At 72.5% G+C, this 25,518-nt stretch carries 21 protein-coding genes; 11 read left to right on the plus strand and 10 right to left on the minus strand.

The genetic code is table 11. The features are described 5' to 3' along the window. The first annotated feature begins 145 nt into the window (after window positions 1–145). A complete protein-coding gene (gene serA, locus K377_RS34010) occupies window positions 146–1,747 on the plus strand; it encodes a phosphoglycerate dehydrogenase (protein ID WP_111667469.1) in 1,602 nt (533 codons plus the stop codon). Between the two features lie 45 nt (window positions 1,748–1,792). Here the strand turns inward: serA and K377_RS34015 are convergent, their stop codons facing one another. Together K377_RS34015 and K377_RS34020 are read right to left on the minus strand one after the other, a co-directional pair. After that, complete coding sequence (locus K377_RS34015) at window positions 1,793–4,717, minus strand: helix-turn-helix transcriptional regulator (RefSeq protein ID WP_111667470.1); 2,925 nt, start codon at window positions 4,715–4,717, stop codon at window positions 1,793–1,795. A gap of 215 nt (window positions 4,718–4,932) precedes the next feature. Then, window positions 4,933–6,423 (minus strand): MFS transporter, encoded by a 1,491-nt coding sequence (locus tag K377_RS34020; protein WP_111667471.1) that lies wholly within the window; start codon window positions 6,421–6,423, stop codon window positions 4,933–4,935. A 110-nt stretch (window positions 6,424–6,533) separates the two neighbouring features. Here K377_RS34020 and K377_RS34025 point away from each other — a divergent pair, with 110 nt between their 5' ends. After that, window positions 6,534–7,103: a TetR/AcrR family transcriptional regulator gene (locus K377_RS34025; RefSeq protein WP_111667472.1), complete on the plus strand. Its 570-nt coding sequence runs from the start codon at window positions 6,534–6,536 to the stop codon at window positions 7,101–7,103. Window positions 7,104–7,113: 10 nt separating this feature from the next. Here K377_RS34025 and K377_RS34030 read toward each other — a convergent pair whose 3' ends face one another. Beyond that, window positions 7,114–8,298: a CdaR family transcriptional regulator gene (locus K377_RS34030; RefSeq protein ID WP_161195014.1), complete on the minus strand. Its 1,185-nt coding sequence runs from the start codon at window positions 8,296–8,298 to the stop codon at window positions 7,114–7,116. Between the two features lie 185 nt (window positions 8,299–8,483). Between K377_RS34030 and K377_RS34035 the strand changes: the two genes are divergently transcribed. Both K377_RS34035 and pruA read left to right on the plus strand, forming a co-directional pair. After that, window positions 8,484–9,410: a proline dehydrogenase family protein gene (locus K377_RS34035; protein ID WP_111667474.1), complete on the plus strand. Its 927-nt coding sequence runs from the start codon at window positions 8,484–8,486 to the stop codon at window positions 9,408–9,410. A gap of 66 nt (window positions 9,411–9,476) precedes the next feature. Next, entirely contained in the window at window positions 9,477–11,108 is a 1,632-nt protein-coding gene (pruA, locus tag K377_RS34040; RefSeq protein WP_111667516.1) for an L-glutamate gamma-semialdehyde dehydrogenase, read from the plus strand. Between the two features lie 112 nt (window positions 11,109–11,220). On the opposite strand, the gene K377_RS34045 is transcribed toward pruA, so the two are convergent. After that, complete coding sequence (locus K377_RS34045) at window positions 11,221–12,147, minus strand: NADP-dependent oxidoreductase (protein ID WP_111667475.1); 927 nt, start codon at window positions 12,145–12,147, stop codon at window positions 11,221–11,223. A 350-nt stretch (window positions 12,148–12,497) separates the two neighbouring features. Here K377_RS34045 and K377_RS34050 point away from each other — a divergent pair, with 350 nt between their 5' ends. Next, window positions 12,498–12,641 carry a hypothetical protein gene (locus K377_RS34050; protein WP_111667476.1) on the plus strand — a complete coding sequence of 48 codons (144 nt, stop codon included), beginning with the start codon at window positions 12,498–12,500 and terminating at the stop codon, window positions 12,639–12,641. 17 nt (window positions 12,642–12,658) lie between these two features. On the opposite strand, the gene K377_RS34055 is transcribed toward K377_RS34050, so the two are convergent. Continuing rightward, a complete protein-coding gene (locus K377_RS34055; protein ID WP_111667477.1) occupies window positions 12,659–14,230 on the minus strand; it encodes a metallophosphoesterase family protein in 1,572 nt (523 codons plus the stop codon). Window positions 14,231–14,360: 130 nt separating this feature from the next. On the opposite strand from K377_RS34055, the gene K377_RS34060 reads away from it, so the two are divergent. Both K377_RS34060 and K377_RS34065 read left to right on the plus strand, forming a co-directional pair. Next, on the plus strand, window positions 14,361–15,413 hold the full coding sequence (locus K377_RS34060; RefSeq protein ID WP_111667478.1) for a 3-isopropylmalate dehydrogenase: 1,053 nt from the start codon (window positions 14,361–14,363) through the stop codon (window positions 15,411–15,413). A gap of 259 nt (window positions 15,414–15,672) precedes the next feature. Then, window positions 15,673–16,761 (plus strand): branched-chain amino acid aminotransferase, encoded by a 1,089-nt coding sequence (locus K377_RS34065; RefSeq protein ID WP_111667479.1) that lies wholly within the window; start codon window positions 15,673–15,675, stop codon window positions 16,759–16,761. Window positions 16,762–16,819: 58 nt separating this feature from the next. Here K377_RS34065 and K377_RS34070 read toward each other — a convergent pair whose 3' ends face one another. Both K377_RS34070 and K377_RS34075 read right to left on the minus strand, forming a co-directional pair. Beyond that, a complete protein-coding gene (locus tag K377_RS34070) occupies window positions 16,820–18,001 on the minus strand; it encodes an NAD(P)/FAD-dependent oxidoreductase (RefSeq protein ID WP_111667480.1) in 1,182 nt (393 codons plus the stop codon). A 131-nt stretch (window positions 18,002–18,132) separates the two neighbouring features. Beyond that, the gene (locus K377_RS34075; protein ID WP_111667481.1) at window positions 18,133–18,834 is read right to left on the minus strand and encodes a TetR/AcrR family transcriptional regulator; all 702 of its coding nucleotides are present in this window, start codon (window positions 18,832–18,834) and stop codon (window positions 18,133–18,135) included. Between the two features lie 143 nt (window positions 18,835–18,977). On the opposite strand from K377_RS34075, the gene ureA reads away from it, so the two are divergent. Genes ureA through K377_RS34095 form a run of 4 tightly spaced genes read left to right on the plus strand, consistent with a single transcriptional unit; the run spans window position 18,978 to window position 23,023 of the window. Continuing rightward, window positions 18,978–19,676: an urease subunit gamma gene (ureA, locus tag K377_RS34080; RefSeq protein ID WP_111667482.1), complete on the plus strand. Its 699-nt coding sequence runs from the start codon at window positions 18,978–18,980 to the stop codon at window positions 19,674–19,676. Beyond that, window positions 19,673–21,385: an urease subunit alpha gene (locus K377_RS34085; RefSeq protein ID WP_111667483.1), complete on the plus strand. Its 1,713-nt coding sequence runs from the start codon at window positions 19,673–19,675 to the stop codon at window positions 21,383–21,385. Before ureA ends, K377_RS34085 begins: the two co-directional genes overlap by 4 nt. 10 nt (window positions 21,386–21,395) lie before the next feature. Continuing rightward, complete coding sequence (locus tag K377_RS34090) at window positions 21,396–22,421, plus strand: agmatine/peptidylarginine deiminase (protein WP_111667484.1); 1,026 nt, start codon at window positions 21,396–21,398, stop codon at window positions 22,419–22,421. Further along, window positions 22,418–23,023, plus strand: a complete 606-nt coding sequence (locus tag K377_RS34095; protein WP_111667485.1) for a TetR/AcrR family transcriptional regulator — start codon at window positions 22,418–22,420, stop codon at window positions 23,021–23,023. Before K377_RS34090 ends, K377_RS34095 begins: the two co-directional genes overlap by 4 nt. Before the next feature lies 1 nt (window position 23,024). Here the strand turns inward: K377_RS34095 and K377_RS34100 are convergent, their stop codons facing one another. Genes K377_RS34100 through K377_RS34110 form a run of 3 tightly spaced genes read right to left on the minus strand, consistent with a single transcriptional unit; the run spans window position 23,025 to window position 25,335 of the window. Beyond that, a complete protein-coding gene (locus tag K377_RS34100; protein WP_111667486.1) occupies window positions 23,025–23,885 on the minus strand; it encodes a biotin-dependent carboxyltransferase family protein in 861 nt (286 codons plus the stop codon). Continuing rightward, complete coding sequence (locus K377_RS34105; protein WP_111667487.1) at window positions 23,882–24,586, minus strand: allophanate hydrolase subunit 1; 705 nt, start codon at window positions 24,584–24,586, stop codon at window positions 23,882–23,884. The genes K377_RS34100 and K377_RS34105 overlap by 4 nt, the downstream gene beginning before the upstream one ends. Continuing rightward, a complete protein-coding gene (locus K377_RS34110) occupies window positions 24,583–25,335 on the minus strand; it encodes a LamB/YcsF family protein (protein WP_111667488.1) in 753 nt (250 codons plus the stop codon). Before K377_RS34110 ends, K377_RS34105 begins: the two co-directional genes overlap by 4 nt. Window positions 25,336–25,518: the final 183 nt, after the last annotated feature.

Here is a 25,518-nt window from a genome sequence, read left to right on the forward strand (position 1 = left end):
GACCATCTCCCTGACGCCACTACACTGCTGAACTATTCGCGTCGGGCCCACAGCGTCGTGCGTCTTCCACGCGGCCATGCACCCACCCCTCCACCGCTTGCGGCCGTCGGGACGGCCGTCCGCATTGGGACTTGTGAGGACTCACGTGAGCACTGCTGCCAACGGCAAACCCGTCGTACTCATCGCTGAAGAGCTGTCGCCCGCGACTGTCGACGCCCTGGGCCCGGACTTCGAGATCCGGCACTGCAACGGAGCGGACCGCGCGGAACTCCTCCCCGCCATCGCCGACGTCGACGCGATCCTGATCCGCTCGGCCACCAAGGTCGACGCCGAGGCGATCGCCGCCGCGAACAAGCTGAAGGTCGTCGCACGAGCCGGCGTCGGCCTGGACAACGTGGACGTGTCCGCCGCCACCAAGGCCGGCGTGATGGTCGTCAACGCCCCGACGTCGAACATCGTGACCGCCGCCGAGCTGGCCTGCGGCCTCCTCATCGCCACCGCGCGCAACATCCCGCAGGGCTCGCAGGCCCTCAAGGCCGGCGAGTGGAAGCGCAGCAAGTACACCGGCGTCGAGCTCGCCGAGAAGACCCTCGGTGTCGTCGGCCTCGGCCGCATCGGCGCCCTCGTCGCGCAGCGCATGTCCGCGTTCGGCATGAAGGTCGTCGCGTACGACCCGTACGTGCAGCCCGCGCGCGCCGCGCAGATGGGCGTGAAGGTCCTCTCGCTGGACGAACTCCTTGAGGTCTCCGACTTCATCACCGTGCACCTGCCGAAGACCCCCGAGACCCTCGGTCTCATCGGCGACGAGGCGCTGCACAAGGTCAAGCCGAGCGTCCGCATCGTGAACGCCGCGCGCGGCGGGATCGTCGACGAGGAGGCGCTGTACTCGGCGCTCAAGGAGGGCCGCGTCGCCGGCGCCGGCCTCGACGTGTACGCGAAGGAGCCCTGCACGGACTCCCCGCTGTTCCAGTTCGACCAGGTCGTCTGCACCCCGCACCTCGGCGCCTCCACGGACGAGGCGCAGGAGAAGGCGGGCGTCGCGGTCGCCAAGTCGGTGCGGCTCGCGCTCTCCGGCGAGCTCGTCCCCGACGCGGTCAACGTCCAGGGCGGCGTCATCGCCGAGGACGTCAAGCCGGGTCTGCCGCTCGCCGAGCGCCTCGGCCGGATCTTCACCGCGCTCGCCGGTGAGGTCGCGGTCCGCCTCGACGTCGAGGTGTACGGCGAGATCACCCAGCACGACGTGAAGGTGCTCGAACTCTCCGCGCTCAAGGGCGTCTTCGAGGACGTCGTCGACGAGACGGTGTCGTACGTGAACGCCCCGCTGTTCGCGCAGGAGCGCGGTGTCGAGGTGCGCCTGACGACCTCGTCCGAGTCGCCCGACCACCGCAACGTCGTCACGGTGCGCGGCACCCTCAGCGACGGCCAGGAGGTCTCGGTCTCCGGCACGCTGGCCGGCCCCAAGCACCTCCAGAAGATCGTCGCCGTCGGCGAGTACGACGTGGACCTGGCGCTCGCCGACCACATGGTCGTGCTGCGCTACGAGGACCGTCCCGGCGTCGTCGGCACCGTGGGCCGTGTCCTCGGTGAGGGCGGCATCAACATCGCGGGCATGCAGGTCTCCCGTGCGGACGTCGGTGGCGAGGCCCTCGCGGTCCTCACCGTCGACGACACCGTCCCGCAGTCCGTGCTGACGGAGCTGGCCTCGGAGATCGGCGCCACCTCGGCGCGCTCGGTCAACCTGGTCTGAGAACAGCGGAATTGAGGGCCGGGTCACCCGCGGGTGACCCGGCCCTCAGCCGTTCCCGCCGGTCTCCGCCGGCTCGATCAGGCCCTCGCGATAGGCGATGCCGACCGCCTCGGTGCGGCTCGCGGCGCCCAGCTTGGCGAGGATGTTGGAGACGTGGACGCTCGCCGTCTTGCCGCTGATGAACAGCTCCTCGCCGATCTGCCGGTTGGTGAGCCCGCGGCCGAGCAGCCGCAGCACGTCGCTCTCCCGCGCGGTCAGGGCGGCGATGCGGTCGTCGGCGGCCGGGGCGGGGGAGAGGCGGCCCCGGCGGACCAGGGCCTCCAGGTCCTCGCGCAGCGGTTCGGCGCCGAGAGCCACGGCCGTCTCAAGGGCCGCGTGGGCCTGCTCGGCGGCCTCCTCGCGGCGGTCGGCGATGAGCAGCGCCTCGGCCAGCCTCCTTCGGCAGCGCGCCAGTTCGTACGGGTCGCCGTAGCCGAACGCCGTCACGGCGCGCTCCCAGGCCGGTGCGTCGGGGCCGGTGGCGGCGCGGGTCCGCTCGGCCTCGGCGCGGGCCAGCCAGGCCAGGCCCTCGGGCCCCTGCGGGGTGCCGTCGTCGCCCCGGGCCGCCGTGGTCCTGGCCATCCCGGCCAGTTCGTCGGCGATCCGCGTCCAGTGCTCGGCGCCCGCCGTGTCGCCGGACAGGCGGGCCGCCTCCGCCGCGTCCGCGACCGGCGACAGGGCCAGCGCGGAGAGCCGCACCAGGACGTCGGGCAGCTCGGTGGTGGAGGCCTCCGTGAGCGCGTCGATCGCGGCCCGCACCTGCCGCACGGAGTCGTCGGCGGCACCGCGCAGGGCCGCCGCGTCGGTCAGCACGATGCTCGCGACGAGCGTCGCCATCCAGTCCGCGGGGCCGCTCAGCAAGGTGCGGGCGCCTGCGACGGCGGTGTCCAGGTCGCCGCGCGCCAGGGCGACGTACAGCGCGGGCGCGGTGGTGAACCCGCCCGCGGTCGGGAGCAGTTCGCTGTCGGTGGCGGCCGCCCGCGCGCACTCGTCCCAGCGGCCCAGCGTGTAGAGCAGTAGGGACTGGAGGTAGCGCAGCTCCAGGGCGTACGGGGAGGAGAGCAGCCCGGCGCGGCGGGCGCGGTCGATGCCGTCGCCGAGCCAGGCCAGACAGGCGTCGAGCTCCCCGGACTCGTAGCAGCCGAGGGCGAGGCTGTAGAGGGCCCGCATCTCGACCGGCAGGTTCCCGGCGGCGCGGGCCAGGTCGCGGGCCCGCGTCAGCCGCTCCCGGCCTGGCTCGGTGCGCCGGTTGTCGGGTGACAGGCCGACCAGCGAGACCATCAGGTCGGCCTGGGCGTCGGTCAGCCGCAGTTCCTCGGCGATGTCGAGCGCCTGCCGGGCGACCTGCTCGGCGTCCTTGTCGCGGCCCACGTTCCGGGCGGCCAGGACGTGGGTCGCGGCCGCCCACACCCACGTACGGGACGGGGGCTCGGCCGGGATCAGGGCCAGCGCCTCGCTGCTGTACGTGAACGCGGCTTCCAGGTGGTCGATGCGTATGAGGTTGCCCGCGAGGGTGTAGCGGACCCGGGCGGCGAGTTCGGAGTCGGTGTCCGGGCCGGCCTGGGCGAGCGCGTGGCGGGTGAGCTGGACCGCGCGATGCGGGTCGCCCGCGTGGGCGGCGGCCGCCGAGGCGCGCAGGGTGAGGGCGACCGGGTCGGTGTCCGCGGGGCGGGCGGGGGCGTCCACCGCGGACCACAGGTCGAGGGCGCTCTCCAGGTGGCGCAGTTCCTCGGCGGGCGCGCCGACGCGCTGGGCGTGCTCGGCGGCTTCGAGGGAGGCCGTCAGCGCGTCGGCCAGGTCGTGGCTCTCGCGCGAGTGGTGGGCGCGCTCGGCCGCGCTCTGCGGCGGATGGCCCGGGCGGCCGAGCAGTTCGGCGAACAGGCCGTGCAGCCGCACCCGTTCGCCGGGCAGCAGGTCCGCGTAGACGGCCTCGCGGGTGAGGGCGTGGCGGAAGGAGTACGTGCCGTCGTCGTCCGGCAGCAGCAGCTGGTGCCCGACGGCCTCGCGCAGCGCCGACTCCAGCTCCTCCTGCGGCAGCCGGACGGCGTCGCGCAGCAGGTCGTGGCCGACCCGGCGTCCCGCGACGGCCGCCGTGCGCAGCACCTGCTGGGTGGTCTCCGACAGTTGCTCGATGCGGATGAGCAGGACGTCGCCGAGGCCGCCGAGGCCCTCGTCGCCGGGGAGCGCGGCCAGCAACTCCTCGGCGTAGAAGGCGTTTCCCTCGGCGCGGTCGACGATGCGGCGGACCGTGCTGTCGGGGACGGGGGTGCTGCCCAGCGCGCGCACGAGCCGGGCCACGTCGGCGTCGGCCAGTGGGCGCAGCTCCAGGCGGTCGACCGAGGGGAGTCTGATCAGTTCGGCGAGGAGCGGGCGCAGGGGGTGGCGGCGGTGCAGGTCGTCCGTGCGGTACGAGGCGAAGAGCGGGAGGCGCAGGACGCCCCGGCTGAGCAGGAAGCGGAGCAGGTCGCGGGAGGACTGGTCGGCCCAGTGCAGGTCTTCGAGGATCAGCAGGAGCGGGGCCAGGTCGGCCAGGTCGGCGAGGAGGCTCGCGACGCCCTCGAAGAGCTGGAGGCGGGAGCCGGGGTCCGGCGCCGCGGTTCCGGCCGAGCCGATCAGGCGGTCCACCGCGGGGTGCGCCGCGAAGGCCGGGGCGAGGCGGTCGTCGGTCGCCGCCGCGCCGAGGATCTCCGTGAACGGGAGGTAGGGCAGGCCCACGTCGCCGAGGTCCACGCAGTGGCCGGTCAGGACGGTGGTGCCGGTGCCGGCGGCGTGGGCTGCCGCCTCTGTCAGGACGCGGGTCTTGCCCACGCCCGCGTCTCCGGCGAGCAGGACGGCGCGGGGGTCGCCTGCGGCGGCTCGCTCCAGGACGCCGGTGAGCCGGGCGAGTTCGCCCTCCCGGCCGATGAACGGCGTACCGAATGTCTGTGCCACCCGCCCATCCTGGCACGCCCGCCTCCGTCGTGGCTGGTCGCGCCCGGGTTGTTCGTCGGGTGCGGGCCGGTGGGGGGCTGGTCGCGCAGTTCCCCGCGCCCCTGGGTAGTTGGTCACGCGCGGGCCGGTGGCCGCTTCTCGCGCAGTTCCCCGCGCCCCTGAGATGCGCACTTCGTGCGGCATCTCATCAGGGGAGGCTGCGCGGAGCGCATGCCTCAGGGGCGCGGGTTGCGTAGGGTGCGGGTTGCCAGGAGGGCTGCGATCAGGAGTACCGCGATTCCGGCGGACGCCGCCACGTGCATTCCATCGGTGAAGGCCTCCCGTGCAGCGGTGAGCAGCCCCGGTGACCGGTCGGCCAGGGCCAGCGCGCCGCCCAGCGTCTCGCGAGCCCCGGCCGGAGCCCCCACCAGATCGTGCCGGTACACCGCGGTGCCGATCGAGCCGAGCACCGCCATACCGAGCGCCCCGCCGAACTCCTGCCCCGTCTCCAGCAGGGACGACGCCGCACCCGCCTTCTCGACCGGAGCCGCGCCGAGCGCCAGATCGGTCAGCTGGGAGCCGACGATGACCGCGCCGCAGGCCAGGACGCCGGCCCCGGCCAGCACGGTCCACAGCGAGTCGGTGCCGGTGAGCGCCAGCAGGCCGTACCCGCAGGCACTGGTCAGGAACCCGATCGCCACGACCGTGGAGCGCTGCACACCGCGCTGGACGAGGACGGTGGCGACGGGCGCCGCGCAGCCGATGAGGACGCTGGGCAGCAGCGCCCACAGGGCGGCCTCCAGCGCGCTCATGCCGAGGACCGACTGGAGGTACTGCGTGGTGAAGTACGCCGAGCCCAGCATCGCGAACGCCGAGATCAGATTGAGCAGCACGGCCGGACCGAACCCGCGGTGCCGGAACAGCGCGGGGGAGATCAGCGGTGACGCGGTCCTGCGCTGGCGCCGGACGAAGAGGAGCGAGAAGACCAGGCCGACGGCGATCGAGACGACGTAGGACGGCTCGAACCCCTCGGAAGGGATCTCCTTGATCCCGTAGACGAGGGGAAGCACCGCGGCCATCGACAGCGGCACGCTCAGCAGGTCGAAGCGGCCGGGGTTCGGGTTCTTGAACTCGGGGAGCAGCAGCGGCGCGAGGATCAGCAGGAGCACCATCGCGGGCAGGTTCACCAGGAACACCGAGCCCCACCAGAAGTGCTCGACGAGGATGCCGCTCATCACCGAGCCGAGCGCGATGCCGCCGGTCATGACGCCGGACCAGATGCCGATGGCCTTCGCCCGCTGCCCGGCGTCGCGGAACATGGTGCGCACCAGCGCCATCGTGGACGGCATGAGCGTGGCGCCGCCGATGCCGAGCACGGCGCGGGCCGCGATGAGCATCTCCGCGCTGTTCGCGTACGCCGCGCAGACGGAGGCCGCGCCGAAGGCCACCGCGCCGGTCAGCAGCAGCTTGCGGCGCCCGATGCGGTCGCCGAGCGAGCCCATCGTCATCAGCAGTCCGGCGAGCACGAACGCGTAGATGTCGAAGATCCACAGCTGCTGGGTGCCGGTCGGCGCCAGGTCTGCGCTGATCTGGGGGATCGCGAAGTAGAGCACCGAGACGTCCATGGAGACCAGGAGCAGCGGCAGCATCAGGACGACCAGGGCGGTCCATTCCTTGCGCCCCGCAAGGGAGTTGGGGGCTGTGGTGGTGCTCGTCGGGTTCGTCATGAGCAGGACTGTACGGACGTATTAAACGCTTGTCTAGTACGGGTGTATAGAACGATCGTGTAAGACGTGGGTATAGGACGGCCGTATGGACACGGGGTACGGTGCCTCGCATGGGACACCGTGAGGATCTGCTCGAAGGCGCCAAGCGCTGCCTGCTGGAGAAGGGGTTCGCGCGGACGACCGCGCGCGACGTCGTCAAGGAGTCGGGGACGAACCTGGCGTCCATCGGCTACCACTACGGATCGAAGGACGCGCTGCTCGCCCAGGCCTACGTGGCACTGGCCGAGGCGGCCGCGGAGGAGTGGGGCGGGCCGGGCGAACTGCCGGGCGCGCCGGGCTCGCTGGAGCGGATCAGGGCCGTCGTCGGGGGCGTCACCGACAGCTTCGGCAAGCCCGGCTCCATCTGGCACCTGAGCATGGAGCTGATCACGATGGGCGACAAGATGCCGGACCTGCGCGCGCAGATGGTCGCGGCCCAGCGGGAGGCGGGGCGCGGCTTCATCGGCATGGTCATGGGGGAGGAGCCGCCGGCCGACGACCCGAGCGTGGACACCCTCGGCAAGTTCTTCTCGGTGCTCGTCATCGGCCTCTTCGCCCAGTACACCTTCGACCCGGAGTTCTCGCCGAGCGCGGACGAACTCACGGAGGGGCTGCGGCAGTTGATGGAAGCGGCCCGCTAGCGGACACCACCTAGAGCCGCGCCGCCTTCAGGCCCATGTGCAGCAGCAGCCGGTCCTCGCCCTCGTCCAGGTCGAGCCCGGTGAGCTGCTCGACGCGGGACAGGCGGTAGTAGAGGGTCTGGCGGTGGATGCCGAGGGCCGCCGCCGTACGCCCCGCCTGGCCCGCGCAGTCGAGGAACACCTCGGCGGTGTGCGCCAGTTGGCGGTGGGCGGGGGAGAGCAGCGCGGTCAGCGTCGGGTCGTGCGCCGAGTCGGCGGGCAGCGCCGTCAGCAGCCGGTACGGGCCGATCGCCGACCACTGGGCGTCGGGGCCGAGCCGGGGATTGGCCAGCGCGGTGCGGGCGGCGGCCCGCGCCTCGTGCCAGGATGTGGCCAGCTCCGCCAGATCGGTGCGCGGAGCGCCGATGCCGGCCGCGACCGGGCCCGCGCCCGCGCCCGCGCGGGAGCGCAGCTTCTCCGCCGCCGTGAGCGCCGGGGTCAGCACCTCCGACGAGCGCAGCCGCACCAGCAGCGCCAGGCACTGGCCCGTCGTACCCCAGGGGACGGTGCACAGCGCGTCCGCCGCCGGAAGGGTACGGACCGACGGCGCGTCGTCCGGGTCGGCCGAGGGCCAGGGCGCCACGCACACCACCGCGTGCAGCCCGTCGGCCCGCGTGCCCAGCGCCGTCCGCAGCGCGGCCACCGCCATGTCCCGCTGCCAGCCGCGCTCGGCGGTCAGCACCGAGTGGAACTCGCGGGTCAGGTCGGCGCCCGCCTGTGCCTCGTCCGCGAGCAGTGCGCCGATCCGGCCCGCGACCTCCATCGCCGCGTCCAGCTGTTCCTGGGCGGGCCCCGGCTCGTCGTCCAGGAGCCATACGTAGCCGAGCACGAATCCGCGGTGGCGCACGGGCAGGCAGATGCGGCCGCGGTAGACGCCCGCCTCGGGGGTCGCCGGGATGCGCACCGGCTCCGTGGCGCGGGCGATGCCGAAGCCCTCGAACCAGGCGCGGACCGCCGGCGTCGAGCTGCGCGTGAGGATCGAGCGGGTGCGGACCGGGTCGAGGGCCGCCTCGTCGTACTCGTCGGCGCTCACCTGCTGGCCGAACGCGATCAGCCGGAAATCGCGGTTCTCCAGCGTCGCGGGGGCGCCGAGCAGCGCCGAGATCTCGTCGACCAGTTCCTGGTAATCGCCCTTCACCCCACCATTCTCACGCACCTCAGGCGTTCCTTCATACAGATGTCTGAGGTGGCGGCCACAGATGCGTGACAGCTGTCAATGGCACAGGATCGGAGGGATCCTTAGATTTCACGGTGGTTCCACGTGCCGTTCCCGCTATGGCAGCTATCAGAGCTTTATGGGGGTTCGGTTCCATCCGTACTCATGCTCCATGGAGGTGCCCCGTGCTGGCTCCCCTGATCCTCGCCGCGTCGCGCAGCGACAAGATGCGCGCCTTCGTGTCGGCGGCGCCGGGCACCAAGCAGGTCGTCGACCGCTTCATCGCGGGCGAGAGCGTCGACGACGTGATCCCGGTCGTGTCGGACGCTGCCGCGAAGGGCCTGGAGGTCACGCTCGACGTCGTCGGTGAGGACATCACCACCGTCGAGCAGTCGCACGCCGCGCGCGACGCCTACCTGGAGCTGATCGAGCACCTCAAGGACCTCGGCCTCGGCCCGCAGGCCGAGATGTCCGTGAAGCTCTCCATGTTCGGCCAGGCGCTGGAGAACGGCCACGAGCTGGCCCTTGCCAATGTCCGTCCGGTCGTCGAGGCCGCCGCCGCCATCGGCACCACCGTCACGCTCGACGCCGAGGACCACACCACCCTCGACTCGATGTTCGCCATCCACGAGGAGCTGCGGAAGGACTTCCCGCAGACCGGCTGCGTCATCCAGTCCTACCTCTTCCGCACCGAGGACGACGCCCGCCGCCTGGCCGCCGCCGGCAGCCGCGTGCGCATCGTGAAGGGCGCCTACAAGGAGCCCGCCGAGGTCGCGTACCAGGACAAGGCCGAGATCGACAAGGCGTACGTCCGGATCATGCGCATCCTCATGGAGGGCGACGGGTACCCGATGATCGGCTCGCACGACCCGCGCCTGATCTCCATCGCCCAGGAGCTGGGCCGCCAGGCCGGGCGCAAGCTGGACGAGTACGAGTTCCAGATGCTCTACGGCATCCGCAGCGAGGAGCACCTGCGGCTCGCCGCCGAGGGCCACCGGATGCGTGTCTACACCGCGTACGGCACCGACTGGTACGGCTACTTCATGCGCCGCCTCGCGGAGAAGCCCGCCAACCTGCTGTTCTTCGGCCGCTCGATCCTCACCAAGGGCTGAGCCCCACCGCTTCCGTAAGACAGACCGACTCCCCCGACCCCCCGAAGGAGATACGGACCCATGACGCTGGACGCCGTGACCCAGGTCCCCGCCCCGGTCAACGAGCCGGTGCACGGCTACGCCCCCGGTTCCCCGGAGCGCGCCCGCCTGGAGGCCAAGCTCAAGGAGCTGGCCGAGAACCCGATCGAGCTGCACTGCACCATCGGCGGCGAGAAGCGGATGGGTGGCGGCGAGCGCTTCGACGTCGTGCAGCCGCACAACCACAAGGCCGTCATCGGCACCTACGCCAACGCCACCACCCAGGACGCCCAGGACGCGATCGACGCCGCCCTGGCCGCCGCCCCGGCCTGGCGCGCGATGGCCTTCGACGACCGCGCCGCGATCATCCTGCGCGCCGCCGAGCTGCTCTCCACCACGTGGCGCGAGACGCTGGCCGCCTCGACCATGCTCGGCCAGTCGAAGACCGCCCAGCAGGCCGAGATCGACACCCCGTGCGAGCTCGTCGACTTCTGGCGCTTCAACGTCCACTACGCCCGTCAGATCCTCGCCGAGCAGCCCCCGGCGAACTCCACCGGCGTGTGGAACCGCATGGACCACCGCCCGCTGGAGGGCTTCGTCTACGCGATCACGCCGTTCAACTTCACGGCCATCGCGGGCAACCTGCCCACCGCCCCCGCCCTCATGGGCAACGTGGTGGTCTGGAAGCCGTCCCCGACGCAGACCCACGCCGCCGTGCTGCTCCTCAAGCTCCTTGAGGAGGCCGGCCTGCCCAAGGGCGTCATCAACCTGGTGACCGGCGACGGCATCGCCGTCTCCGAGGTGGCCCTCAACCACCGTGACCTCGCGGGCATCCACTTCACCGGTTCGACCAAGACCTTCCAGCACCTGTGGAAGACGGTCGGCACCAACATCGAGAAGTACCGCACCTACCCGCGTCTCGTCGGCGAGACCGGCGGCAAGGACTTCGTCGTCGCCCACCCGAGCGCCGACCGCGCCGTCCTCAAGACGGCCCTGACCCGCGGCTCCTTCGAGTACCAGGGCCAGAAGTGCTCCGCGTCCTCGCGCGCCTACATCCCGGCCTCCATCTGGAACGACGGGTTCAAGGAGGAGTTCGCGGCCGAGGTCGACGGCATCACCATGGGTGACGTCACCGACCTGTCGCACTTCATCGGCGCCCTGATCGACGACCGCTCGTTCGCCAAGAACAAGGCCGCGATCGACCGCGCCAAGGCCGACGACTCCTGCACCATCGTCGCCGGTGGCACCTACGACGACTCCGTCGGCTACTTCGTGCGCCCGACCGTCATCGAGTGCACCGACCCGGCCAACGAGGTCTTCACGACCGAGTACTTCGGCCCGATCCTCGCGATCCACGTGTACGAGGACGACCAGTACGACGCCGTTCTGGAGCAGATGGAGTCGGTCTCCGACTACGCGCTCACCGGCTCCGTCATCGCCAACGACCGTGCCGCCGCCGCGTACACGATGGAGAAGCTGCGCTACGCCGCCGGCAACTTCTACATCAACGACAAGTCGACCGGTGCCGTCGTCGGGCAGCAGCCGTTCGGTGGCGGTCGCGCCTCCGGTACGAACGACAAGGCCGGCGCCCCGCAGAACCTGATGCGCTGGACGCTGACCCGCGCCATCAAGGAGACGCTGGTCCCGCCGACCGACTACACGTACCCGCACATGGGCTGACACCGGCTCCGCGATACCCCCGCCCTCTGACCTGCCCCCCCCCCGCGGTCAGAGGGCGGTGTTTTTTTGTCGTTCGTCCGCGACCAGCCACGACGAGAGGCGCACTCGGCCATTACTCGACCAGCGTCAGGACGACCTTGCCCTGGGTGCGGCCGGTGCCGTTGAGTTCGTGGGCCTTGCCCGCGCCCTCCAGCGGCAACCGGGCCGAGACATGCGACCGGATCCGGCCGGCGGCCATCAGCGCGGCCACCTTCCCCAGCGTCACCCCCGACGGCCGCACCGACACGGGCACGAACGAAACCCCCCGCGCCTGCGCGTCCTGCGCCGTCACCCCGGGATCGGCCAGCACCACGGAGGCCAGCAGCCCCCCGGGCCGCAGGGTGGCCAGAGTCCGGGGCCCGTAGGCGCCGCCGACGAGATCGAGGGCCACGTCCACCTCGCGGACCGTCCGGGCGAAGTCCGTCGTCGTGTAGTCGAGGGGCTCGTCCACCCCGAGCCCGCGCAGGAACGCGTGCTTGTCGGCGCGGGCGGTCCCGATCACGTACGCGCCCTCGGCCTTGGCGATCTGTACGGCGATGTGCCCGACCCCGCCCGCCGCCGCGTGCACGAGCACCCGCCGCCCCGGCGCCATGTGACCGGTGTCGACCAGGGCCTGCCACGCGGTGAGCGCGGCGGCCGGCACCGCGGCGGCGTGCACATGGTCGACCGTCGCCGGTTTCGGGGCGAGGTGGTCGGCCCGGGCGACGACACAGTCCGCGTAGGCCCCGCCGGGGATCATGCCGAACACCTCGTCGCCGGGCCGTAAGCCGGTCACGTCGGGGCCGCACACCTCCACCACCCCGGACAGATCCCGCCCGAGCGTGAACGGCGGATCGCCGAAGAGCGGAGCCTCACCGGTGCGGGCCAGCCGGTCCACCGGGTTCACCCCCGCCGCGTGCACCCGGACCAGTACCTCTCCCGCGCCCGGCACGGGCCGTTCCACCTCGACCAACTCCAGTACGTCGGGTCCGCCGAGCCGCCGCTGAGTGATCACACGCATGGTGGGACTCCTCCCCAGGGGTCCGGCCGGGCCACCGTGGCCCGGCCGGTTCTGGGGTCCATCGTGGAGGGCGCCCGCGCCCCGCGCCATGGGCCCTGGCCGAAGGCGGCCCGGTGTGGAGTCCGTCTCAGATAGTAGGAAGTCCGAGTAATTGTGGAGACAGAAGCAGAGACCTGCCCTAGCTTTGTAGGAGCCGAACGACTCGCCCGATCCGGCGAATGGCGGCCGTGAGCCGAGCACATGGCAGGCAACCCCTGCAGCTCTGGTTCCCCGCCCCTTCCGGCGCCTCGAAATCCCCGTGGGTCAGCGCTCCCCGCGCGCCCTCATGCGATCTCAAGGAGTCGATCTCCATGGCCACTGCGACGCCCGCCCGCCGCCGAGTCCGCCACGTCTCTCCCACCTCCGAAGCCGACCGCAGGGCGGCCAGGAGTGCCGCCGCCGCCCTCCAGCGCTCCTTCGACCGCAGGGACAACGGCGGGGAGACCGGTCACTGAGACCGGTCGGGCCTCCGTCAGGCCCCCCGCTTCACCTCGAAGTGATCGACGCGCGTGCCGTCATGGGCCAGCGCCGACACCTTCAGGCGCGGGTGCGCGCCGGACTCCGCCTCGACCCTGAGCAGCGAGAATCCGCGGTAGCGCACCCGTGACCAGTCCACGGTCTCGTTCTTGACCTGCCCCGACTTCGTCGCCCAGACGAAGCTGTCGACGGGCTTGTGCGCCCGCTCGTGCCCCTCGTAGGTCTCCTTGCTGCCGGGCCGGAACCCGTACAGGTCACGGCCGCCGCCGCCCGCGGTGACGTACACGATGCCGTCGCGCACGGGGTCGGCCGTGCCGCCGATCGGGACGGCCCGGCCGACAGCCCCGCCGCGCAGCGCGTCGGTGCGCTCGTAGACGTGGTTGTGCCCGTTGATCACCAGGTCCACCCGGTGGTCGTCGAACAGCGGCAGCCACTCCTTGCGCACGCCGCCGTCGGAGGCGTGCGCCGAGGTCGAGTACGCGCAGTGGTGGAAGAACACGACGACGAAGTCGATGCCGTCCGCGGCCCGCAGCTTCTTCAGCGTGCGCTCCAGCCAGGCCGTCTGGCGTCCGCCGCTGTGGCCCAGGTTCGCCGTGATCTCGTAACTGACGTCGTTGGCGTCCAGCGCCACGACGCCCACATTGCCGTACGTGAACGTGTACGCGCCCGGCGTCGACCTGGCGTCGAAGCCGCTGTCCGGCAGGGACCAGCGGGCGAGTTGGCCGCCGTAGCCCTCGGGGGAGTACCAGGCCTCCATGTCGTGGTTGCCGGTCGTCACCATCCAGGGGACGGTGCGGGCCACTTGCTCGTTCTGCTTCAGGAACAGGTCCCAGAACCCGGGGTCGTAGCCGTCCGTCTTCTTGCCGTGCCCGGTGCCGTCCGCGTAGCAGAGGTCGCCGGCGTGCAGATGGAAGGCGGGTTCCTGCTTCAGCATCAGATGGTCGCTGGACGCCGCCGTGTCGCCGACGCCCTGGTCGCCGAAGGCGGTGAAGGTGAACGAGGAGGGCGGCGCCGCCGGGGCCGTGCGGAAGTGCGCGATCGCCGAGCGGTGCGCGGGGGCGGCCGGGTCGTGGCCGTCGTGCCCGACGCCGTAGTAGTACGTCGTGCCCGGGGTCAGCCGGTCCAGCGCCGCGTGCACATAGAACTGGTCGAGGGCGAGCCGGACCCCGCTCACGCCCGGGGTGTGCAGGTCGCGCACCTCCGCCGCGATCTTCCGGCCCAGGTCGTCGGGGCGCAGCCCGATGCGGACGTACGGCGCGCGGACCGCGGCCGGTACCTGCCAGGAGATCCGCATCTGGGTGCGCGGGTCCGCGCCGAAGGCGAGATGGCGGCCGAAGGGCGACAGCGCCGAGCCCGCAGTCGCGGACGCCGAGGGCGACGGCGATGCCGATGTGTTCGCCGTCCCCGTACCGTCGCCCGCGCAGCCCGTGAGCAGCCCGCCCGCGACCGCGCCCGCCGTCACCAGCGCCCGGCGCCTGCCGAACTTCGTGCGCAGATACTCGTACTGCTCCGGCATGCTCATCCGCCGCGCGAGCCGCGGCGGGATGCCGACGTCGGGGGTGTCCATGCGGGTCAACTTCCCAGCAGGCCCCAACTACCGCCACACCAAGGGGTGAACACTCGGCGACCGCACGACGGCATGTCCGAATGATGGACAGCGCGTGTCATCCCATGGGACAGCGAGTACCGTGGCGGCCATGTCGGCAAGCTCTCGCATCCTGAATCTCGCAGTGATCCCCGGTGACGGTATCGGCCAGGAGGTCGTGGCCCAGGGTCTCAAGGTCCTCTCCGCCGTCCTTCCGCAGGATGTGAAGCTGGAGACCGAGGAGTACGACTTCGGCGCCAAGCGCTACCACGCGACCGGTGAGACCCTCACCGACGCCGACCTCGACTCGCTCAAGAAGCACGACGCCATCCTGCTCGGCGCCATCGGCGACCCGTCGGTGCCGTCCGGCGTCCTGGAGCGGGGCTTCCTGCTCAAGCTCCGCTTCGCCTTCGACCACCACGTGAACCTGCGTCCGTCGAAGCTGCTGCCCGGCGTCTCCACCCCGCTCGCCGGCCAGCCCGAGATCGACTTCGTCGTCGTCCGCGAGGGCACCGAAGGCCCGTACACCGGCAACGGCGGAGTGATCCGCAAGGGCACCGAGCACGAGGTCGCCACCGAGGTCTCCGTCAACACCGCGTTCGGTGTGGAGCGAGTGGTGCGCGACGCGTTCGCCCGCGCCCAGGCCCGTCCGCGCAAGAAGCTCACGCTGGTCCACAAGAACAACGTGCTGACCTTCGCCGGGCACCTGTGGACGAACATCTTCAACAAGGTGGCCCAGGAGTTCCCCGAGGTCACCACCGACTACATCCACGTCGATGCCGCGACCATCTACCTGGTCACCGACCCGGCCCGGTTCGACGTGATCGTCACCGACAACCTGTTCGGCGACATCATCACCGACCTCGCCGCGGCCGTCTCCGGCGGCATCGGCGTCGCGGCCTCCGGGAACATCAACCCGGGCCGCGAGTTCCCGTCGATGTTCGAGCCCGTCCACGGCTCGGCGCCGGACATCGCCGGCCAGGGCAAGGCCGACCCGACCGCCACGGTCCTCTCGGTCGCCCTCCTCCTGCGTCACCTCGGCTACGAGTCGCAGGCCGAGCGCATCGAGACCGCCGTCTCCGCCGACCTCGGCGAGCGCGGCGATGCCGTCCGCTCGACCGACGAGATCGGTGACGCTCTCGTCGCCCGAGTAGTAGCCGGCTGACCCGGCGCGCATTCCAGTAGAGAAGCCGCCGGGTCGCACCACGCACCCGGCGGCTTCTCCTGTGCGGCCCCAGGTGCCACCATCGACCCCGGGCCGCATCACCTTCCGCACTCGTCCGGCAGGCACGTTTCGAGCACACCCCTCCGCGCGCGATAATCGAACGCGGGGCCGCGACGCACGCGAAAGCTCGGACGTCCTAGTACAAGGAGTGCAGACGTGAGCGCGGTCCGTCACAACCAACGGTGAAGGACACGCAACCATGACGACGCCCACGATCGAGCTCAAGCCCTCTTCGACCCCGCTGTCCGCCGCGGAGCGCGAGGCGATCCTGGAGAGCCCCGGATTCGGCCGCCACTTCACCGACCACATGGTGACGATCCGGTGGACCGAGGGCCGCGGCTGGCACGACGGACAGCTCGTGCCGTACGGCCCGCTCTCCCTCGACCCGGCGACGAACGTCCTGCACTACGCGCAGGAGATCTTCGAGGGCCTCAAGGCCTACCGCCAGCCCGACGGCTCCGTCGCCACCTTCCGCCCCGACATGAACGCCAAGCGCTTCCAGCACTCCGCCTGGCGCCTGGGCATGCCCGAGCTGCCCGTCGAGACCTTCGTCGAGGCCTGTGACCTGCTCGTCCAGCAGGACAAGGACTGGGTCCCGGCGCACGGCGGCGAGGAGTCCCTCTACCTGCGCCCGTTCATGATCGCGACCGAGGTCGGCCTCGGGGTGAAGCCGGCGTCCGAGTACCTCTTCATCGTCATCGCCTCGCCGGCCGGCGCGTACTTCTCCGGCGGCGTGAAGCCCGTCTCCATCTGGCTCTCCGAGGACCGCGTGCGCGCCGTCCCCGGCGGCGTCGGCGACGCCAAGACCGGCGGCAACTACGCCGCGTCCCTGCTCGCCCAGGCCGAGGCCGCCGCCAAGGGCTGCGACCAGGTCGCCTACCTCGACGCCGTCGAGCACAAGTGGGTCGAGGAACTGGGCGGCATGAACCTGTACTTCGTGTACGGCGACCGGATCGTCACGCCGACCCTCACCGGCTCCCTCCTCGCGGGCGTCACCCGCGACTCGCTCCTCCAGGTCGCCCGCGACCTCGGCTACTCGGCGCACGAGGACCGCGTCTCCATCGAGCAGTGGCAGGCCGACGCCGCGTCCGGCGAGCTGACCGAGGTCTTCGCCTGCGGCACCGCGGCCGTCATCACGCCCGTCGGCACCGTCAAGCGCGCCAGCGGCGAGTGGCAGCAGTCCGGCGGCGAGGCCGGCGAGGTCACCATGAAGCTGCGCGACGCGCTCCTGGACATCCAGCGCGGCAAGAAGCAGGACGAGCACGGCTGGATGCACCGGCTGGGCTGAGCACCCGACGGCGAAGGGCCCCGCACCGCGCACCGCGGTACGGGGCCCTTCGCCGTTCTCACGCCCCCTCGGGCCCGACCCCCGCGAACAGGTCGAGCAGCCGCGCCTGAGCGTCGGGGCCGAACATCATCGTGAGGTTCGCCGCCGACTCGGCCGCCATCTCGGCGCTGCGCGGGAAGAGTTCCTTCTCGTACGCGGCCAGCGCGGCCTCCGTGTCGTCCGGGTGCCCGGCGATCGCGCGGGCCAGCTCGGCGCCGTCGAACATGGCGAGGTTCGCGCCCTCGCCCGCGAACGGCGACATCAGGTGCGCGGCGTCGCCGAGCAGCGTGACGCCGGGCACCCGCTCCCAGGTGAGACCGGAGGGCAGAGCGTGGATCGGGCGCGGCACCAGAGCGCCGTCGGCCTCCGCGATCAGGGCGCGCAGCCGGTCGTCCCAGCCCTCGAACCGCGCGAGCACCGCGGTGCGCGCGGCCTCGGTGTCCGTGAAGTCGATCGAGCCGAGCCAGTCCTCGGGTGCCTTCACCGCGACGTAGGTGTGCACGCGGCCGTCGCTCTCGCGGTGGGTGAGCAGCGCCCGCTCGTCGCCGAGGGCGAAGGCGCTGCCGCCGCCGTTGAACGCGGCGATCTCCGCGTGCCGCGCGTTGCCCGGCAGGATGTCGGCCTCCACGAAGGAGATGCCGGTGTACGCGGGCCCGGCCCCGGTCAGCAGCGGGCGGATCCGGGACCAGGCGCCGTCGGCGCCGATCAGCAGGTCCGTGGTGAAGCGGCGGCCGTCGGCGAGGGTGACCAGGTGGCGGCCCGGGACGTCGGCGGGCTCGGCGCCGGTGACCTTCGCGCCCCACCGGATGGTGCCGTCGGGCAGGGAGGCCAGCAGGAGGCGGCGCAGGTCGGCGCGGTTGACCTCGGGGCGGCCGCCGTCGCCGGTGTCCGGCTCGTGGCTGACCAGGGTGCCGTCCGGGGCGATGACCCGGGTCTCCTCGCCGCCGGACAGCACGATCGCCCGGAAGTCGTCGTACAGGCCGGCCGCGCGCAGCGCCTCCTGCGCGGTCTCCTCGTGCAGGTCGAGCATGCCGCCCTGGGTGCGGGCGTCGGCCGAGGCGTCCAGGTCGAGAACCGTGCAGGCGATGCCGTTCACGTGCAGGACGCGGGCGAGCACGAGGCCGCCGAGTCCCGCGCCGACGACGGCGACCGGGAGGTGCGGGGTGTGCGGGGTCTGCGGGGTGGGGGTCGTGGCGTTCATGGTGGCCTCCCTGGGTGCCGCGAGGGGTGTTCGGTGCTGGTGCGGTGCTTCCCCTCCACGGTAACGAACATGTTCGTAACGAACAAGTTCGTTGATGGGTGTGCGGACCCGGAGAATCGGGTTCACGCAGGTCAGAGGGGTGGTTCGGGGGCCGCTTCGATGCCCGCGATCAGCGCGGCGATGCCCCAGTCCAGCCGCCCCGGGGCGCCCGCGACGAGCACCCCGGCCAGCCGGACGATCTCCGGATGCCGGGCGGGCGACGCCTCGGCGATCGCGGTGAACGTGGCGTCCATCGCGTCCGTGCCGTCGTCACCCGCGTGCTCGGCGGCCGTCGCCGTCGCGTACTGAAGGAGCAGATCCACGCCCCAGGCCGCGCGGGCGTCCGGCACCCCGCCCTCGCGCAGCAGGACGAGCACGGCCTCCACCAGGTCCAGATAGTGCTCGCCCGAGGGGTGCACGGTCAGCGCGGAGCGGGCCAGCGACGGATGGCGGAACAGCATGTCGCGGTACGAGACGAGCAGCCGGGTCAGCCGCGCGCGCCAGTCGCCGTCCGTGTCCCGGGCCGGGCCGAGATCCACCTCGGCGAGCAGCGCGTCGAGCACGGCGGCGTGCAGCTCGTCGGTGTTGCGGACGTAGACGTACAGCGAGGCGGGGCCGGTGTCGAGCTCGGCGGCCAGGCGCCGCATCGTCACCTTGCCGAGCCCCTCGGCGCGCAGGACGCGTACGGCGGCGGCGACGATGCCGCTCCGGCTCAGGGCGGGCTTGGCGGGCCGCTCGCGGCGGCTGCGCGGGGTGCTGGTCCGGTCGGTCCCGGTCCGGTCGCTGCTGGTCACGGGGCCACGGTAGCCGCCCTGCCGGAGGCCCCGCCGTTTAGACCGCTGCTCAATCGCGTAATAGCCCAGCTCGTCGCAGGTGTCTTCCCCTCCACCCGGACAGCATTTAGAGTGGCATTCAAATCTTGAGGAGGTACGACGGCGTGCGACTCACCCCCACCGAGCGCGACCGGCTGCTGCTGTTCGGCGCCGCGGAGCTGGCCCGCTCCCGCAAGGCCCGCGGGCTGCGGCTCAATGTGCCCGAGGCGACCGCGCTGATCGCGGACACCGTCTGCGAGGCGGCCCGCGACGGGAAGCGGCTCGCCGAGGCGATCGAGGCGGCGCGGTCCGTGCTCGGTCCCGACGACGTGCTGCCGGGCGTCGCCGACGTCGTCACCGAGGTGCACGTCGAGGCCGTCTTCGACGACGGCTCGCGGCTCGCGGTCGTGAGCGGCCCGATCGCGGGGGAAGGGCTCGGCGAGGCGGCCCCGGGCGCCCTGCTGCCCGGCCCCGACCACGCCGACCCGGAGCCCGAGCTGACGCTGACCGTCACCAACACGGCGTCCGTCCCGGTCTCGGTGACGTCCCACTTCCACTTCTTCGAGGCGAACCCGCGCCTGGACTTCCGCCGGGAGCGCGCCTACGGGATGCGGCTCGCGGTGCCCGCGGGCTCGTCCGTGCGGTTCGGGCCCGGCGAGTCCGCCGACGTGCCCCTCGTACCGATCGGCGGCCAGCGGATCGCCATCGGCTTCGCCGGTCTCGTGGACGGGCCGCTCGACGCGCCCGGCGCCCGCGAGGAGGCGCTGCGCCGCGCCGCCGCGTGCGGATATCTGGGAGTACCGACTGAGGAGGTCGACCGATGAGCCGCCCCGGAGGCCACCCCGCCGAAGCCCGCCGCCTGACCCCGTACGAGTACGCGGCCACGCACGGCCCGCGCGCCGGTGACCGGATCCGCCTCGGCGACTCCGGGCTCACCGTCAAGGTCGAGTCGGACTCGCAGGCGTACGGCGACGAGTTCCTGGCCGGGTTCGGCAAGACCGCCCGCGACGGACTGCACCTGAAGGCCGCCGCGGTCCGCGAGACGTGTGACGTCGTCATCTCGAACGTCGTCGTGATCGACGCCGCGCTCGGCATCCGCAAGGTGTCGATCGGCATCCGCGAGGGCCGCATCCACGCCATCGGCCGGGCCGGCAACCCGGACACCCTCGACGGCGTGGACGTCGTCGTCGGCACCGGCACGTCGATCGTGTCGGGGGAGGGGCTCATCGCCACCGCCGGCGCCGTCGACACCCACGTCCACCTGCTCTCCCCGCGGATCATGGAGGCATCCCTCGCCTCCGGCGTGACCACGATCATCGGGCAGGAGTTCGGCCCGGTCTGGGGCGTCGGCGTCAACTCGCCGTGGGCGCTCAAGCACGCCTTCTCCGCCTTCGACGCCTGGCCCGTCAACATCGGCTTCCTGGGCCGCGGCTCGTCCTCGCACGACGCGCCGCTGGTCGAGGCCCTCGCCGAGGGCGGCGCCTGCGGGTTCAAGGTGCACGAGGACATGGGCGCGCACACCCGCGCGCTGGACACCGCGCTGCGCGTCGCCGAGGAGCACGACGTCCAGGTCGCGCTGCACAGCGACGGCCTGAACGAATGCCTGTCGGTCGAGGACACCCTGAGGGTGCTGGAGGGCCGGACCATCCACGCCTTCCACATCGAGGGCTGCGGCGGCGGTCACGTACCGAACGTGCTGAAGATGGCGGGCGTCCCGAACGTCATCGGTTCCTCCACCAACCCCACCCTGCCCTTCGGCCGGGACGCCGTCGCCGAGCACTACGGCATGATCGTCTCCGTCCACGACCTCAAGCCCGACCTGCCCGGCGACGCCGCCATGGCCCGCGACCGGATCCGCGCCGGGACGATGGGCGCCGAGGACGTGCTGCACGACCTGGGCGCCATCGGCATCACCTCGTCCGACGCGCAGGGCATGGGCCGCGCCGGGGAGACCGTCCGCCGCACGTTCGCGATGGCCGGGAAGATGAAGGGCGAGCTGGGCGACCCGGGCGTCGGCCACGACAACGACCGCGTCCTGCGCTACATGGCGAAGCTGACCATCAACCCCGCCATCGCGCACGGCCTCGCGCACGAGATCGGTTCCATCGAGCCCGGCAAGATGGCCGACATCGTGCTGTGGCGCCCGGAGTTCTTCGGCGCGAAGCCGCAGCTGGTCCTGAAGTCCGGCTTCCCCGCGTACGGCGTCGTCGGCGACCCGAACGCGGCCACCGACACCTGCGAACCCCTCGTCCTGGGACCGCAGTTCGGCGCGCACGGCGCCACCGCCGCCGAGTTGTCGGTGGCCTTCGTGGCGCAGGCCGCCGTCGACGACGGGCACGACACGATGCCCACCCGCAGGCGCCGGGTCGCCGTGCGCGGCACCCGCGGCATCGGCCCGGCCGACCTGCGGTTCAACTCCCGCACCGGCGCGGTCGACGTGGACCAGCGCACCGGCCTCGTCACCCTCGACGGAGAACCGCTGCGCTCCGAGCCGGCCGACTCCGTCTCCCTCAACCGTCTCTACTTCCTCTGAGGTTCCTGTCATGACCTACGTGATGCCGCCCGAGTGGGCCCCGCACGAGCGCACCTGGATGGCGTGGCCGAGCCCCAACCCGACCTTCGCCGACGACACCGAGCTGGCCGAGGCCCGTACCGCGTGGGCGGCCGTCGCCAACGCCGTGCGCGCCTACGAGCCGGTGACCATGGTCGTCGGACCGGGACAGCACGACTCCGCCCGTGCACTCCTCGACCCGGCCGTCGAGCTGGTCGAGCGTGACCTGGACGACGCGTGGATGCGCGACATCGGTCCTACGTTCGTGAAGCACGCGGAGTCCGGTGAACTGGCCGCCGTGGACTGGACGTTCAACGGCTGGGGCGCCCAGGACTGGGCCCGCTGGGAGCACGACTCCAAGGTCGCCCGGCATGTCGCCGACCTCACCGGCGTCCCCGTCCACTCCTCGGTCCTGGTCAACGAGGGCGGCGGCATCCACGTCGACGGTGAGGGCACCGTGCTCCTCACCGAGACCGTCCAGCTCGACCCGGACCGCAACAACGGCTGGACCAGGGAGCGCGTCGAGGCCGAGATCCACGCCAGGATCGGCACGACCAAGGCGATCTGGCTGCCGCGCGGACTCACCGGCGACTACGGCCAGTTCGGCACGCGCGGCCACGTCGACATCGTCGCCGCCTTCGCCGCCCCGGGCGTCGTCCTCGTCCACTCCCAGCAGGACCCGGCCCACCCGGACTTCGAGGTGAGCCGCGAGATCATCGGCGTACTGTCCGGACAGACGGACGCGCAGGGCCGCCCGCTGCGGATCGTCGAGGTCCCGGCCCCCACCGTCCTCACCGACCCCGACGACGGCTCCTGGGTCGACTACTCGTACATCAACCACTACCTCTGCAACGACGGCGTGGTCCTGTGCGGCTTCGACGACCCGAACGACGAGAAGGCCGCCGCGATCTTCCGCGAGCTGTTCCCGTCCCGCGCCGTCACCCTCGTCGACGCCCGGACGGTTTTCGCGGCCGGCGGCGGCATCCACTGCATCACCCAGCAGCAGCCCGCGACATGACACGCCGTCACACACCGGCACCGCCCCGCGAGGACGTGCTCGCCGCGACCATGGTGATGATCGCCGAACACGGCCTGGAGAAGCTCACCATGGCCGCGCTCGGCCGTGAGGTCGGCATGAGCAGCGGGCATCTCGCGTACCACTTCGGGTCCAAGGACGAGCTGCTGCTGCGCACCCTGGAGTGGAGCGAGGGACGGCTCGGCGCGGAGCGGCGGGAGCTGCTGGTGGGTGACGGCAGCGCCCGGGAGCGCGTCGACGACTACGTCGACCTGTACGTGCCCGGCGGTTACCGCGACCCGCACTGGTCGCTGTGGCTTGAGGTGTGGAACCGCTCGAAGCGCGCCGCCGCCGACACCGCCGCCCGCGCCCGGCAGGCCGCCATCGAGGGCGCCTGGCACCGCGACCTGGTGGCGCTGCTCGCCGAGGGGATCTCCCGGGGCGAGTTCCGGGCCGTGGACCCGGACCGGTTCGCGGCCCGGCTGCGGGCGCTGCTCGACGGGTTCTCGATCCAGGTCGTGGTCGGGCTTCGCGGCGCCGAACGCGCCGAAGTCCTCGCCCACGTACGGGAGTTCCTGGACGACGGGCTCGCGGTTCCGGGGTGAATCAGCGGCTCGGGGTGAAGCGGACCGGGATGCCCGGTGCCGCCTGCGCCGCCGCGGCCAGGGCCTCCGGCGCGACCACGGCGATCACCGGGTAGCCGCCGGTCGTCGGATGGTCGTGCAGGAACACCACCGGGCGGCCGTCCGGCGGCACCTGCACCGCGCCCAGCACCATGCCCTCGCTGGGCAGTTCGCCCTCCGACACCCGCTCCAGAGAGGGGCCCTCGGTGCGCAGGCCGATGCGGTTGCTGTGCGCCGACACGGTGAACGCGGCCGTCAGGAACGTGCGCAGACCGTCCTGCGTGAACCAGTCCGCGCGCGGACCGAGCCGCACCGGCAGCACCAGCTCCGCGGGCGGCGCGGGCCAGGGTGCCGCCGCGGGCAGCACCGGGACCGGGTGCGCCCGGCCCACCGGGAGCACCGCGCCCTCGGTGAGCGGGTCCGGGCCGAGGCCCGACAGCAGGTCGGTCGCGCGGCTGCCGAGCACCGGGTCGACCTCGATGCCGCCGGACACGGCGAGGTAGGAGCGCAGGCCGGTGGTGGCCGGGCCCGCGTCGAGGACGGCCCCGGCGGGGACCCGCACCGGGGCGCCCCACGGCACCGGGCGGCCGTCGACGGTGACCGGGCAGGGGGCGCCGCCGACCACGATCGTGACCGGGCGGTCGGGGCGCAGGGCGCAGCCGGTCAGGGTCGTCTCCAGGACGGCGCTGCCCTCCGGGTTTCCGGCCAGCCTGTTGGCCAGGTCCATCGCGGGGGCGTCCAGGGCGCCGCTGCGGGGGACTCCCAGGTGGGCATGGCCTTGGCGGCCGGCGTCCTGGATGGTGGTGAGGGCGCCGGGACGGGTGACGGTCAGCTTGGTGGTCATGAAGTTCCCCGCGCCCCCGGCAAACCAAGCCCCTCCGGCGATTGAGGAGCGGGGTCCGGGGCGGAGCCCCGTGACAGGAGCTGATATCTGACCCGCACACCGGGGGACAGCAGCGCAGCCCGCTCCCGCGCCGGGTCCCACAGGACGGACGGATCCGGCATGGTGCCGATGATCTGCCAGCCCCCAGGAGTCGCCCTCGGATAGACCGCCGAGTACGGCCCGGCGAGGGCCACCGAACCGGCCGGCACCCGCGTACGCGGCGTCGCGCGGCGCGGCACGTGCAACTCCTCGGGCAGGCCGGTGAGATAGCCGAAGCCCGGGGCGAAACCGCAGAACGCGACGCGGTACGTGTACGAGGAGTGCAGCGCGCCCACCTCGTCCTCGGCGACCCCCCACAGCGCGGCCACGTCGGCCAGGTCCGGTCCGTCGTAGACCACGGGGACCGTGACGACGTCGCCGTCCGCCGGAGGCGCCAACGGCACGTCCCAGTCGGCAAGTCGGCGGGCCAGCGAGGCGGGCTCCGGCACGCCGTCGAGCAGGACCGTGCGCGCGCCGGGCACGATCTCGGCGACCGGCGGCAGCGTGCCGGCCGCGCGGCGCCGCAGCAGTTCGGCGTGCAGGGCGCCGGTGCGCTCGGCGTCCGGCAGCTCCACGAGCAGGGCCCGCCGCCCGACGGACCGCACCACCAGGCCGCCGCTCACGCGAACGCACCCACCGTGACCCCGGCGTCCTCCAGAGCCGTCCGCACCCTGGCCGCGATCCGGGCCGCTCCCGGGGTGTCGCCGTGCACGCACAGCGAACGGGCGGCGACCGCGACCCGGCTGCCGTCCGTCGCCTCGACTCCGCCGTCCACGGCGAACCCGACCGAGCGGCGCACCACGGCGTCCGCGTCCTCGACCACGGCGCCGGGCTCGCGGCGCGGGACGAGGGTGGCCTCGGGGGTGTAGGCGCGGTCGGCGAAAGCCTCGCGGACGGGAGTGAGCCCGGCCTCCTCGGCGGCGGCCAGCAGCCGCGACCCGGGCAGGCCGAGGACGGGCAGCCCGCCGCCGGCCAGCAGCACGCCGTCGACCACCGCGCGGGCCTGCTCGGCGTCGCGCACCGTGCGGTTGTAGAGCGCGCCGTGCGGCTTCACGTACGAGACCGTGGACCCGGCCGCCTCCGCGAAGACCCGCAACGCACCGATCTGGTAGGCCACTTCGGCCGCCAGCTCGTCCGCCGGCACGTCCATCGCGCGGCGCCCGAACCCGGCGAGGTCGCGGTACGACACCTGAGCGCCGATCCGCACCCCGCGCTCGGCGGCGAGCGCGCAGACCCGCCGCATCACGCTGGGATCGCCCGCATGGAAGCCGCAGGCGACGTTGGCACTCGTGACGACGGAGAGCAGAGCCTCGTCGTCGGTGAGGGTCCAGCGGCCGAAGCCTTCGCCGAGGTCTGCGTTGAGGTCGATCACGCCTGGGATTTCGTCCTGGATCACCTGCTCAACGTAAGCGATTGTTGAACGATTCGACAAGAGCCCGAAATGGGCGAACCGTCGCCACGGCGGTGTCCGGTTATCGGATACCCCTTGTTCGATCGTTCAACGATCGCCTAGGGTCCGGGCGTCCCCCGGAATCGAGCAGTCCGGTTCCGAGTG

The sequence above is a fragment of the Streptomyces sp. PsTaAH-137 genome (assembly GCF_003259365.1).
Lineage (GTDB): Bacteria > Actinomycetota > Actinomycetes > Streptomycetales > Streptomycetaceae > Streptomyces.